This window comes from Cytobacillus sp. GQ23, from assembly GCF_059758675.1.
Window position 1 is genome coordinate 1 of record NZ_JCAXER010000029.1, and the last position, 12,968, is coordinate 12,968.

Genomic DNA, 12,968 nt, shown 5'->3' on the forward strand with positions numbered 1-12,968 from the left:
GGAGGGAGCCCCTCCTCTTTTATAATTAGGCTATTATTGAAAGGTTTCCTTGATGCTTTTTGTTTACTGAGTTAATTGCAGCGGAAGGTGAGAGATCCTAGAAAATGCATACATTTTTTTCGTGCGGTGTGTACTCAAGTAAGCATATTCAATGTCCTGCGGGAGTAGCGGGACAGATGAGATCCAGCATACGAGTAGCGTCGAGGGGCTTAGGCGCCCGCCCCACGATCATTGAGCATTCCTTTGCTGCAATCAACGGGAAAAAATGATAAGCAAAAGATAACATTTAAAGAGCCTTACAAAAAGAACCCTTAATTATTCCATTCAGAAACCCTTTCATCTGGGGGAAGCAATAAAGTCAGCAATCCCAAAACGGGAAGAAACCCTGTTAATATAATCATATTAACCAGACCAATAGTGTCGGCTATATAGCCCAAAGCAACGGAGCCTATTGCCCCCATGCCGAAAGCCAGCCCTACAGTCAGTCCAGCCATTGTGCCGATTTTGCCTGGGACGAGTTCCTGGGCGTATACAACAGTCACAGAAAAGCTTGACATAAGAATAAATCCGCCTGCCACCAGCATGATAAATGCAAGAGCGGAAGGCACTAATGGAATGAGAATTGAAAGAGGAACAGTCAGTATCATTGAAAGAAAAATAATCTGTTTCTTCCCAAACCGATCTGCAAGCGGGCCGCCAAAAAACGTACCCAGCGCCCCTGAGACTAAAAATGCAAATAAAAAGAGCTGTGCCTGACTAATTGTGAATGAATACTTCTCTATTGCATAAAAAGCATAGAAATTTGTCATCCCAGAGATATACCACGAACGGGCAAATATCAAAAAAAGAACCAATAGAAGGGCTCCCCACACCTTTTTAGAAATTCTTTTGTTTTGGTGTGCCCCTGAAGCTTTCCGAGGTTTTGTGACGGTCAGTTCCTTATGAAGCCGTCCTGTATACCAAAATGCAATATAAATAAGCAGTCCTACTGCAATTGCCGCAACTGCGGTAAACCATGCAGCCCCTATTTGTCCCAGGGGAACAAGTATGAGGGCTGTAATGATCGGAGCAAGTGCCTGTCCGGTATTTCCCCCAACTTGATAAATGGATTGAGCAAGTCCTCTGCGCTGGCCTGCTGCCATGTAGGCTACCCTTGAACCTTCAGGATGGAACACAGCTGAGCCCAACCCAATGAATAGAACTGAGAGAATGATCCATTTATAATCTGGTGCAAATGCCAGGCCTAATACACCAAATAAAGTTGAGGTAAGGCCTATTGGCAAGGCGAACGGGAAGGGTTTTTTATCAGTGGCCATCCCAATGACAGGCTGCATGATGGAAGAAACCATATTTAACGAAAAAGCAATCATGCCCAGCTGTGAATAGGTAAGTCCCATAGATTTTTCCAAAATGGGAAACATAGCCGGGATTACGGATTGGATAGAATCGTTCAACAGGTGGCAGAGCCCAATGATGAATAATATCCTGTAGGCTGTTTTCTGCTGCGGATCAGAATTTGGATTGATTGTAGCAGCGGTAGCACTCATAATGTAAGTCTCCTTCTTTCTGAACATTTCGTGAAGCTAAATATAGTGTACCTTATTCACAGGTCTATCAAAATAGCTATTTCGAAAATCTATTAAATATTATATAATTTACATTATTTAGAATAAAGGGAGAGCAGGGAAGCTAATGGAAAAAGCTGTTGATGCTTTAATGACGGACGAAATCCTCCATCATTTCTTAAGTATCTTTTCTTTGGATACCGTGAATTATAAAAAGCTGGGTGACTTTGAAAACTATGTCTATCAAACTTCAAAACATGGGGAAGAGCTTATTTTGAGAATTACCCATTCGTCCCATAGAAAGCTGCAGGAGCTATTATCAGAAGTTGACTGGATGAGCTTTTTAAGAGCAGAAGGTGTGAAGGTTCCGAGGGGTGTTCCTTCACAAGATGGAAATATGGTTGAAGCTTTGGAGGCTTATGACGGCTCTGTCTTTTATGCAAGTGTGTTTTCCAAAGCAGAGGGAAAGCCAATCAGTGTTCATGCACCGGTATTCAATAAGGAGTTATTTTATGTGTGGGGAAGAGCAGTGGGGAAAATGCATACAGCCACAAAGTCATATGTTCCTTCTGCTGGCACTATCCCGCGCATGCAATGGCATGAAGAAGAATTGCTTAACGTTGAAAAATATATACCTGAAAAAGATCAATTAATCGTTCAGAATACAAAGGAATTATTGAATCTGCTTCAAACATTGCCAAAACATAAAAACAATTATGGGCTTATTCATACGGATATTCATTCAGGAAACTTTTTTTATGACGGAAAAGAGATACAAGTGTTTGATTTTGATGACTGCTGTTATCATTGGTTTGCATCTGATATCGCCATTCCCCTATATTACTCACTCTTATATAAGTTCAAGGAGGCAGATCAATCAGAAATAAATGGTTTTGGAAGGGGGTTCCTGGACTCCTTTTTGGATGGCTATCAGCTGGAAAATGAAATTCCCGGTGACTTGGAAAAACATCTGCCGTTATTCCTGAGGCTTAGGGATATCACTCTGTATTCTGTTCTCCATAAAAAAATCGCACCTGAGGACAGGACTCCTCAGCTTTTAAAAATGATGAAGTCAATAAAGGACCGGATTGAGAGAAACGTTCCGATCTATATAAGTTAAAAGGGAAGGTGCATACGTTCATGCACCTTCCCTTTTTATGTGTTTTTGACTGGCAGAAAGATATCTACATGAGTACCCTTCGTTTCTTCGCTTGTAATAAATATTTCACCGCCGAAAGAATGGATAATGCGCCTGCATACCACTAGACCAAGACCTGTACCCATTTCCTTTGAAGTGTAAAAAGGATGAAATATCTTTTCTAATTCATTTTCTGGAATACCAGAGCCTGTATCCGCGATTTTAAGCTGGCATCTGGATTGCAATTTGGTTAGCTTAATTGTTAGTTTTCCGCCACTCTCCATTGATTCAAAAGCGTTTTTCATTAAATTCAGGATTACCTGTTTCATCTGATCTTTCGTACAGTCAACCATAACAGGCTCATCTGGAAGAACAGATTCGAAATTGACATTGTGTAAATTAGCTTCTGAAAGTATTAATGGCTCTAACTCCTTTACAATACCTCTTAAATCCATCGCTTCCGTTTTTAGCGCTGTAGGTTTACCCAGAATTAAAAACTCACTGACAATTTCATTAATTCTTCTTATCTCATCATTTATGACCGAGAAATAATACTGGTCCTGAGCATTCGTATATTTTTCGCTCAATAACTGTATAAGGCCTTTTATTCCCGTTAATGGGTTCCTGATTTCATGGGCTGTGCTGGCAGCCAGAGTGCCTACCAGTTCCAGCTTTTGCACTTCATTTTCCTTTTTTTCCTTTTCAGTCTGTTTTTTAAGCCTTAAATATTTAATAAAGAGAAATACAATATGCAATAAAATCGCTAAACCAAGGATTGCCCGGAAAGCATCCTTTATTATTTTCAGCATGTCTCTTGGCGGAAATTCCACTTTCACACTCCAAGGCAGCCTGTCAATCGGAATTGTAATGCTGTTTTGACTGGAAAAGGAGGAGTCTCCATTCATATTGATGTCCATGATTGTTTGCCTTTTAGAATTAAGAATACAAAGTCGGGCATCGGGAGTGAGAAGCCTCATAATATTTTGTACGTAATCCACCCTCATATGTGCCACAATAATAGCAATTACATCTCCATTGTCATTTACTACCGGCTTTGCTATCCCAACGACAGTTTGACCATTTGACAATGTTTCAGATGTATTTGAAATAACAATATCTTTCGTTAGCAAAACCTCTTTAAGATATTTCTTATCAGATAAATTTGAGTTTGCTAAAAATTGATTTGAGCCTGTAAGAACCATTCCGCTGGGGTTGAGAAGGTAAATCCCTCCATAACGCGGATCCATTTGATTGGCTTTTTGGAGCAGAGGCTCAAGCTTGTCCGTAGGCTTGTCAGCACTTCCCGCTGTCAGTGAAAGCATCTCAAGTGTGGTCACGGTCTCGGAAATAAATTGGTCCCAGCTTCGTTGATGTATGGAGCCAATCCATTTTGCTTCTTCCAGTCTTTCCATATCGTTTTGTTTAACAGAATCCATAAAGAAAAAGATGCTGCCGGCTAAAGTTGGAATAATAACTGCAAATAAATAAAGCAGGAAATTTCTGTTTCGGTTATTCATGAGGTTAGCTCCAGATTTATTAGGTTAATTTGTTCTTAGCTAGCTGACAATATCAATATTATACCATTTTGTGTTAAAAAAAGTGGTTTAATTCTTTCAAAGGAATGTTATTTTATATGTAAGGAGGGGTTTGATGAAATCCGAAGCTATACTCACAATTTTAGCTACAAGTGATATCCATGGACATGTTTATCCATATTTATATGGAACAGATGAAAATGCTGAGCATGGCCTGGGCAAGCTTGCAGCGTTAATAAAGAGAGAAAAGGAACAATCTGAAATCTCTATTCTTATTGATAATGGAGATTTGATACAGGGAACTCCTCTTACTTATTATTATTCCAGATACCTGAAAAACCAAAAAAATCCAATGATACAAATATTAAATAAACTTGAATATGATGCAGCTGTAATCGGAAATCATGAATTCAACTATGGAAAGAACATCCTTGCAAGAGCGGTCAGTGAATCAAATTTCCCTTGGCTTTCAGCTAATATCTTATTCAATTCAACAAAAGAAACTTATTTCGGGCTTCCTTATAAAATAAAAACCTTTGCAAATGGTTTGAAAACAGCCGTAATTGGTGTAACCACCCAGTATATTCCCAATTGGGAGAAAAGGCAGCATATTGAGCAGCTTTCCTTCGAGTCTGCGGTAGTTAGCTTGAAAAGGTGGGTTTCCTATATCCAGGAGGAAGAAAAGCCTGACTTAATTATCGTCTCTTATCATGGAGGCTTTGAAAAGGATCTTAGAACAGGAGAAATGACGGAAGAACAAACTGGAGAAAATGAAGCCTACAGAATCTGTACTGAGGTACCAGGAATTGATGTTTTGATTACCGGGCACCAGCACCGTTTTATCGAAGCGGAACAAGTGAATGGTGTATCTATTGTCCAGCCGGGGTTTAACGGTCAGGCGCTGGCAAAGATTACAGTCAAATTCAGAAAAAAACACAATGATTGGCTGATCGATGAAAAACATTCTTCTTTAATTTATCCCAATGGAATCATGCCTGATTGTGAGGTACTTCAGCTTGCCGGGTATTATGAATCTAAAACCCAAAATTGGCTGGATACGGTGATTGGTGAGATTGAAGGAGATATGGTGATTGATGATATTTTCAAAGCGCGCCTCACAGAGCATCCGCTGATTGAATTCATTAATAAAGTACAGATGGAAGCTGCAGGTTGTGATATTTCCTGTACTGCACTGTTTCATGAGGGAGCACCGGGCTTCAAATCTAAAGTAACGATGAGAGAAGTTGTTTCTAATTATATTTATCCGAATTCACTATGTGTGCTAAGAGTTTCAGGAAAGGACATTAAGGAGGCTTTGGAGCGGTCAGCATCTTATTTTGATTTGAACAGTGACGGGGAAATTGTTGTAAATCCTGAATTTTCATATCCAAAGCCCCAGCATTACAATTACGATATGTGGGAAGGAATTAAATATAAGATAGATGTTTCGCGCCAAAAGGGCAGCCGGATCACAAGTCTTCTTTATAAGGGAAATCCAGTCAGAGAGGATGAAGAGTACCGTGCAGTAATGAGCAATTACCGGGCTGCCGGAGGTGGAGGATATTATATGTTCAAGGGAAAACCAATAGAGAAAGAGATATTAACAGATATGACTGAATTGATTGCAGATTATTTTTCAGACAAGGGAAAGATAATTCCGACTCTGAACAGCAATTGGGAGGTAACTTCCGGCAAATGATTATAATCTGTTAAATTGACAGCTTTCTTCCTGTTTTCTATAATGGTTGAGAATTGATGTAAACGCTACTCATTAAAAGGTAAAGGGATTGGATAAAATGGGATCTGAACAAATTGACCAATCATTGAAATTATTTATTGTTCTGTCCAGGGCATACCGGGCTATAAATGAAAATGTTAATAAACTTATTCAAACTTACGGAGTAAATCCAACTGAATTTGCAGTTCTGGAGCTCCTGTACCATAAAGGTGACCAGCCTCTTCAGCAGATCGGCGGGAAAATACTATTGGCCAGCGGAAGCATTACGTATGTAGTGGACAAGCTTGAGCAGAAAGGTCTGTTAAAAAGGGTCGCCTGCCCTACCGACAGAAGAGTTACCTTTGCGCAAATAACAGATGAGGGAAAAGCATTTATCGAAAACATTTTTCCTGACCATGAAAAACATATACATTCACTTATGAACGAGCTGACTCCAGAAGAGAAAGGTACAGCCATTATATTATTAAAGAAATTGGGACTATCAATCTCCCATGATAAAAATAGCGGACTTGAATGACAGCCTTGACCGGCTGTTTTTTATTTTGGGCCAGATAAAGAATTGTTTAGAGGAGGAATCATCCAAATATTGTCGAATTAGTTTAGTGTTTCTTAATAAATCCATATACATAATACGAGGGGGCAATAATGTGAAATTTGAAGACTATACATATGTTCGTCCGAATCTTGAGAAGATAAAGGGACAATTTGAAGCAGCGCTTGAAAAGTTCGAAGGTGCAGCTTCCGCAGAACAGCAAACTCAGGCTATGAAAGAAATTAATGATATCCGCAATGATGTCGGTACGATGTTCAACCTGTGCTATATCCGGCACTCAGTAGATACGAATGATGAATTTTACAAAGCAGAGCAGGATTATATGGATGAGCTTCAGCCTGAAGTAGAAGGGTTGGTTACAAAGTATTATCAGGCTTTGGTTGATTCCAGGTTCAGGAGAGAGCTTGAAAAGCGCTGGGGAGATCAGCTGTTTTCGCTTGCAGAAGCACAATTGAAGGTGTTTTCGCCAGAGATTGTACCACTTTTGCAAAAAGAAAATAAACTTTCTTCGGAATATACGAAATTAATTGCTTCAGCGAAGATTGATTTTGAAGGTGAAGAACGCACTCTTGCCCAATTGGAGCCATTTACCCAATCTACAGAACGTGAAATGCGCAAAAAAGCAAGCGAGGCACGCTTTGGTTTTCTGGCTGAAAATGAATCTGAACTGGACCGTATTTATGATGAGCTTGTCAGTGTTAGAACAGAAATCGCCCATAAGCTTGGTTATAAGAATTTTGTTGAACTGGCGTACTTCCGTATGTACCGGACAGATTATAATGCCGAAATGGTTGCAAACTTCCGTAAACAGGTGAAGGATTTTATAGTTCCGATTGCGACAAGGCTAAAGGAGAGGCAAAGAGAGCGCATTGGCGTTGATAAACTGAAATACTACGATGAAGGATTTGAATTTAAAACAGGTAATGCCGTACCAAAAGGTAATCCTCTATGGATTATTGAAAACGGACAAAAAATGTATGATGAGTTATCCAGGGAAACAAGCGAATTTTTCTCATACATGAGGGAAAATAATTTAATGGATCTGGTGGCCAAAAAGGGAAAAGCTAGTGGCGGCTATTGCACTTACATTGAAAACTATAAATCCCCATTCATTTTCTCTAACTTCAATGGGACTTCAGGAGATATTGACGTGCTTACCCATGAAGCAGGCCATGCATTCCAGGTCTACTCAAGCAGTCATTTTGAAATACCTGAATATAACTGGCCAACCTATGAAGCAGCCGAAATTCATTCCATGAGCATGGAATTTTTTACATGGCCTTGGATGGAAGGCTTCTTTAAAGAGGATACTGAGAAATACAAGTTTTCACATTTAAGCGGAGGACTTCTTTTCCTGCCTTATGGCGTGTCAGTTGATGAATTCCAGCATTGGGTGTATGAAAACCCGCAAGCAACACCGGAGGAAAGAAAACAGGCATGGAGAGAGATCGAGAAGAAATACTTGCCGCATAAAGATTATGATGGCAACCAGTATTTAGAGAATGGAGGCTTCTGGCAGCGTCAGGGACATATCTACAATTCTCCATTCTATTATATTGATTATACGCTGGCCCAAATCTGCGCATTCCAGTTTTGGAAAAGGTCCAGGGAGAATCAGGAAGATGCATGGAAGGATTATTTAAAACTATGCCAGCTTGGCGGCAGCAAGCCTTTCACTGGACTTGTTAAAGAAGCTGGATTGATTTCTCCTTTTGAAGAGGGATGTGTAGAGTCGGTTATCGGGGAAATTGAGAAATGGCTGAATTCAGTGAATGATAAAGGTTTATAAAATAAAAGCTGTTTTCGGAATGTTTGCTGCTTTTTCATAACTTGTTTAATTTGCTGAGTTGATTATCAACGGACAGCATTGAAGCGAAAAACAATTAATTTATACGAAAAGGGCCTTAAAGAAGAGCCATAAAAAAAAGAGAGCCGGTTATGAATTCCGGCTCTTTGTCATCTTATTTGCGTAGTGAATTAATCACAATTATTCCGTTTTCCAGCTCAGCCTGTAAATGGCTATTACCGCCATGGTCAATGATGAAATCTGCAATTTTGTCCTCAAGCTCATCCTGGATAATTCTTCTCAATGGCCTTGCGCCAAAATCAGGGTGATACCCGTCTTCTGCTAATTTCTCCTTAACTTCCTGCGCAACAGTCAATTCAAGCTCCTGATCATTTAATGTTTTCTGCAGATCATTGAGCATGATATCGACTATTTCTAATAAATGTTCTTTTTCCAATGCTTTAAATTCAATAATGCCATCAAAACGATTCAGGAATTCCGGCTTAAAGAAGCTGCCGAGCGAATCCAGAATGTTTGAATCTTTGACGGCATCAGCTGCGCCAAATCCAACATGGATTTCTTTATGCCCAACACCTGCGTTGCTTGTCATAATAATAACTGTATCTTTAAAGCTGACAGTACGGCCCTGGCTATCTGTCAGGCGCCCATCCTCCAGAATTTGAAGGAACATGTGCTGTACATCTGGATGTGCTTTTTCTATCTCATCAAGCAGGATAATGCTGTACGGATTTCTGCGGACCTTTTCTGTCAGCTGTCCTGCTTCTTCATGTCCAACATATCCGGGAGGGGAACCGATAATTTTAGACACGCTGTGCTTTTCCATATATTCACTCATATCAAGCCTGATCATGCTGTCTTTTGAGCCGAACAGCTCCTCCGCAAGTGTTTTGGTTAATTCAGTTTTCCCAACACCTGTCGGCCCGACAAATAGGAAAGATCCAATTGGGCGGTGCTTGGATTTAAGTCCTGCACGGCTTCTGCGGATGGCTTTTGCAACTTTACGAACTGCTTCCGGCTGTCCAATTACATTTTGAGCAAGATTTTCCTCAAGGTTTTTCATTTTTTTCTGTTCATTTTCGGCTAATTTGCCGACCGGAATTCCCGTTTTCTTCTCGATGATCTCCTGAATAAGACTAGTTTCAATAACTGGCCTTTCAGCTTTGTTTTCTCCGTTTAATGCCTGCTGGAGTTTTAGTTCCTCTTCACGGAGTTTTGCAGCTTCTTCATATTTTTCTTCTTTTAATACAAGTTCCTTCTGCCTGCTGATTTCATTCAGCTGTTTCTCAATATTTTCTGCCGGAATATATCCTGACTGAAGATTCATTTTTGAACCTGCTTCATCCATTAAATCAATGGCTTTATCAGGAAGGAATCTGTCCTGAATATAGCGGCTTGACAGCTGTACACACGCTCTTATGGCGTCTTCTGTAAAAGAAACATCATGATAATCCTCATATTTTTGTTTCAGCCCCATCAAGATGTCAAAGGTCTCATCAGCAGTCGGCTCATTTACATGAACAGGCTGGAATCTGCGTTCGAGAGCTGGATCCTTTTCAATTTGGCGGTATTCTTTCAATGTTGTAGCTCCAACTACTTGCAGTTCTCCCCTTGCAAGGGCAGGCTTCAGTATATTGCCGGCATCCATTGAGCCTTCAGCTGACCCTGCTCCGACAAGCAGATGGATTTCATCAATAAAGAGAATAATATTCTTCCTGGTCTGAAGCTCTGAAATAAGCTGCTTCATTCGTTCCTCGAATTGGCCGCGAATGCCGGTATTTGCAACCAGGGATGCCACATCAAGCAAATAAACCTCTTTATTTAGAAGTTTCTTCGGGGCCCGCCCCTCGGCAATATTAACCGCCAGCCCTTCGGCAATAGCTGTTTTACCTACTCCCGGTTCACCTATTAAGACCGGATTATTTTTACTTCTTCTATTTAAAATTTCCGTCACACGATTTATTTCTTCGTCCCGTCCGATGACTGGGTCAATTAAACCAGCTTTTGCAAGCTGTGTAAGATTTCGTCCGAATTGATCGATAAATCCGCCGTTCCCCTGATTGTGTCCCGGCGCTTCTTTTAAAGGCTTGAAGTTTTCATTTCCTTGGGATGATGCCATTTTTTTAAAGAAATCCTCTAAAGGCATTTGGCCAAAACCTGAAAAGCCGCTCAAAGCAGGCCCAAAGGAAGTAAGACTTTTTTGCTTTTCAGTTTGATAACAGCTATGGCAAAGGTTAATGTTTCGTTCATTTCCATTCACATTCAGTCTTAATTGTACGTTTGCTTCTTTTGATTGACATTTTTGACAAAGCATTTTGCATACCTCCATTAAAAATTTGGTCTGACTTTGACTATATTTGACCTTATACCGATATTATAATTTGACCTTCTTTGACTTTCAAGAGATTTGTTTTGGAATTTGTATCAAAAATGTAGTTTGCGTTTAAATGCAAAAAAGCTCGTCTTTGTTTGTATCAGACTACATATATTGGAAAGGAAGGAGGAGATTAAGTGAAGACGAATTGGGGGGCAGCTTTTCAGATCGCTGCCGTTTATGTGGGAACCGTGGTAGGCGCGGGCTTTGCCACTGGCAGGGAGATTGTAGAGTTTTTTTCCCGATTTGGTTTTATCGGTTTAATTGGGATACTTATGAGCGGTTATATCTTTATATTTCTCGGTTCCAAGTTAATGAGAATCTCTGCACAGATAAAAGCAGCATCCTACCAGGAATTAAATGAATATTTATTTGGAAGATTTTTTGGTTCTGCCATTAATATACTAATGCTGTTTATGCTGCTTGGTGTATGTGCAGTTATGCTGTCAGGTGCAGGAGCAGTGTTTGAGGAACAGATTGGCATCAGCAAGACTGCAGGATTGCTCGTAACGATAGGGTTAACGATCATTACAATGATAGTGGGCATACGCGGATTATTTGCTGTAAATACATTCGTTGTTCCAATGATGATTGCATTTAGCTTTATTTTATTATTTATTAGCATGAAGCTTCCTAATTTTGCAGAACAGGTTCTGTTTATCCCATATGCTGAAGATGGGTGGAAGGCGGTTGTGGCTCCGTTTTCTTATACTGCTCTGAATTTAACATTGTCGCAGGCTGTCCTGGTGCCTGTGGCTTCTGAAATAAATGATGACCGGACAATCAAATGGGGCGGATACCTTGGTGGTGCCGCATTGACACTCATTCTGCTATCCAGCCATTTAACACTTATGATGCTGCCGAATCTAGAGGCATATGATATCCCGATGGCCGCTATTGTAAAGACATTGGCATCTTCATTCTATTGGATTTTTGTGTTTGTCATCTATGGAGAGATTTTCACTTCTGTTATTGGGAATGTATTTGGCATCGAGAGACAGGTAAAAAAGCACTTTTCGGTGCCGAGTATTTTTATAGTGGGCTTTATCTTTGTAGTTTGTTACTTTATCAGTTTGATCAATTATGGAACGTTGCTTTCCTATTTATATCCGGTTTTTGGATATGTAAGTTTGACATTTATCATTCTTCTATGGATGAAGCCATTTGATGATGGAAGTAAGGGCAGAAAAGCCTGATAATAACAAAAAAGAGATCCGCTTTACATGGATCTCTTTCAAATTCCTATTATTCCTGGGGCTTCTCTTTCATAATGGTTTTCGCCATCTGCAGGAATGCATCCTCATGGTCAGCATCTTCCTTATTGAATAGAGTGAGCTTAAGTGATAAATCATCGTTTTTCACAAGGTAGGCTGAAACCTTCTCACCGTTTCCTTCTGCTCTCATCACAGACGCATCTTTGTAAAAATCATCTGAAGGAGCATTTGATGTCTGCACATTTTCGCTGACAGCTTCAAGCTGTGCTTTGGTGTTCTCTTCAATCATGTCCCAGTCTGCATCATCCGGAAGAAGTTCAATCCTCATGAATACTTGATCATTTTCGGAAAGGTACAGCACATCCTTATTTGGTTCCTCGGCAGTTAATTCATATGCTGGCAGAACGTAAATCGAATAATTTTGATTATCACTGTGTTTCAGAAAGGCAGTGTCTTCCTTCGTTTCACCATTAGCGGAATAAGACATATTCTGTTCCATTATTCTGATAACATTACCTTCTTCATTATTGCCACCTTCTGATGGCTCCTCTTTTTCACTTTGTTCTTGTCCATCCTGTCGTTCCGAAGCTGTTTCTTCTTCATTTTTTCCAGGCTCCGCTCCATTGTCTGGATCATTTTGAGCTGTTCCGCATCCTGCCAGGACAGCAGCTACAATTCCCAGCATTAACATAAATTTTGCCATAGTTTTCATTATTGTTCCAACCTCCCGTTGCCTGCCTGCGCATTTGCCTAATTAGACGTAATTGAAATAAAAGAGTTACGTATAAATTCCTATTTAATTGTACATTACCATTTATGTAAAATATCGACAAGATTCACTAAAGAATAAAGGCTGTTTTCGCAAAGTTTGTTATTTGTATTATATTTACTGAGTTGATTGCAGCGGAAGGTGAGAGATCCTCGAAAATACATGGGTATTTTTGGGGTATGGTTTGTACTTAAGGAAGTTATTCAATATCCTGCGGGAATAGCGGTAAGGTGAGACTCGGCAGACGCACAGCGTCGAGGAGGCTCTGGCGCAAGCCC

At 40.1% G+C, this 12,968-nt stretch carries 9 protein-coding genes; 5 read left to right on the forward strand and 4 right to left on the reverse strand.

Annotated elements, in window-relative coordinates; translation table 11 throughout:
- Positions 1-311 precede the first annotated feature (311 nt).
- Entirely contained in the window at positions 312-1,547 is a 1,236-nt protein-coding gene (locus AC6CHU_RS20810) for an MFS transporter (RefSeq protein ID WP_159862458.1), read from the reverse strand.
- A gap of 145 nt (positions 1,548-1,692) precedes the next feature.
- Here AC6CHU_RS20810 and AC6CHU_RS20815 point away from each other — a divergent pair, with 145 nt between their 5' ends.
- Positions 1,693-2,685 carry a phosphotransferase enzyme family protein gene (locus tag AC6CHU_RS20815; RefSeq protein ID WP_159862459.1) on the forward strand — a complete coding sequence of 331 codons (993 nt, stop codon included), beginning with the start codon at positions 1,693-1,695 and terminating at the stop codon, positions 2,683-2,685.
- 35 nt (positions 2,686-2,720) lie between these two features.
- Here AC6CHU_RS20815 and AC6CHU_RS20820 read toward each other — a convergent pair whose 3' ends face one another.
- Positions 2,721-4,220 (reverse strand): ATP-binding protein, encoded by a 1,500-nt coding sequence (locus tag AC6CHU_RS20820; RefSeq protein ID WP_159862460.1) that lies wholly within the window; start codon positions 4,218-4,220, stop codon positions 2,721-2,723.
- Positions 4,221-4,353: 133 nt separating this feature from the next.
- On the opposite strand from AC6CHU_RS20820, the gene AC6CHU_RS20825 reads away from it, so the two are divergent.
- The 3 genes from AC6CHU_RS20825 to AC6CHU_RS20835 all read left to right on the forward strand — a co-directional run bounded on the left by AC6CHU_RS20825 (position 4,354) and on the right by AC6CHU_RS20835 (position 8,318).
- Positions 4,354-5,937: a bifunctional metallophosphatase/5'-nucleotidase gene (locus tag AC6CHU_RS20825; RefSeq protein WP_159862461.1), complete on the forward strand. Its 1,584-nt coding sequence runs from the start codon at positions 4,354-4,356 to the stop codon at positions 5,935-5,937.
- Between the two features lie 97 nt (positions 5,938-6,034).
- On the forward strand, positions 6,035-6,493 hold the full coding sequence (locus AC6CHU_RS20830; protein WP_159862462.1) for a MarR family winged helix-turn-helix transcriptional regulator: 459 nt from the start codon (positions 6,035-6,037) through the stop codon (positions 6,491-6,493).
- A gap of 130 nt (positions 6,494-6,623) precedes the next feature.
- Entirely contained in the window at positions 6,624-8,318 is a 1,695-nt protein-coding gene (locus tag AC6CHU_RS20835) for a M3 family oligoendopeptidase (protein ID WP_159862463.1), read from the forward strand.
- A gap of 172 nt (positions 8,319-8,490) precedes the next feature.
- Here AC6CHU_RS20835 and AC6CHU_RS20840 read toward each other — a convergent pair whose 3' ends face one another.
- The gene (locus tag AC6CHU_RS20840) at positions 8,491-10,647 is read right to left on the reverse strand and encodes an ATP-dependent Clp protease ATP-binding subunit (protein ID WP_159862464.1); all 2,157 of its coding nucleotides are present in this window, start codon (positions 10,645-10,647) and stop codon (positions 8,491-8,493) included.
- 197 nt (positions 10,648-10,844) lie between these two features.
- On the opposite strand from AC6CHU_RS20840, the gene AC6CHU_RS20845 reads away from it, so the two are divergent.
- Complete coding sequence (locus tag AC6CHU_RS20845) at positions 10,845-11,903, forward strand: YkvI family membrane protein (protein ID WP_159862465.1); 1,059 nt, start codon at positions 10,845-10,847, stop codon at positions 11,901-11,903.
- A 49-nt stretch (positions 11,904-11,952) separates the two neighbouring features.
- Here the strand turns inward: AC6CHU_RS20845 and AC6CHU_RS20850 are convergent, their stop codons facing one another.
- On the reverse strand, positions 11,953-12,633 hold the full coding sequence (locus AC6CHU_RS20850) for a DUF8580 domain-containing lipoprotein (RefSeq protein WP_159862466.1): 681 nt from the start codon (positions 12,631-12,633) through the stop codon (positions 11,953-11,955).
- Positions 12,634-12,968 lie beyond the last annotated feature (335 nt).

Bases quoted from the DNA above. Each gene is read 5' to 3' on its own strand.
- AC6CHU_RS20820 (WP_159862460.1), bottom strand. From the start codon at position 4,220: ATGAATAACCGAAACAGAAATTTCCTGCTTTATTTATTTGCAGTTATT.
- AC6CHU_RS20850 (WP_159862466.1), bottom strand. From the start codon at position 12,633: ATGAAAACTATGGCAAAATTTATGTTAATGCTGGGAATTGTAGCTGCT.
- AC6CHU_RS20830 (WP_159862462.1), top strand. From the start codon at position 6,035: ATGGGATCTGAACAAATTGACCAATCATTGAAATTATTTATTGTTCTG.
- AC6CHU_RS20810 (WP_159862458.1), bottom strand. From the start codon at position 1,547: ATGAGTGCTACCGCTGCTACAATCAATCCAAATTCTGATCCGCAGCAG.
- AC6CHU_RS20815 (WP_159862459.1), top strand. From the start codon at position 1,693: ATGGAAAAAGCTGTTGATGCTTTAATGACGGACGAAATCCTCCATCAT.
- AC6CHU_RS20840 (WP_159862464.1), bottom strand. From the start codon at position 10,647: ATGCTTTGTCAAAAATGTCAATCAAAAGAAGCAAACGTACAATTAAGA.
- AC6CHU_RS20825 (WP_159862461.1), top strand. From the start codon at position 4,354: ATGAAATCCGAAGCTATACTCACAATTTTAGCTACAAGTGATATCCAT.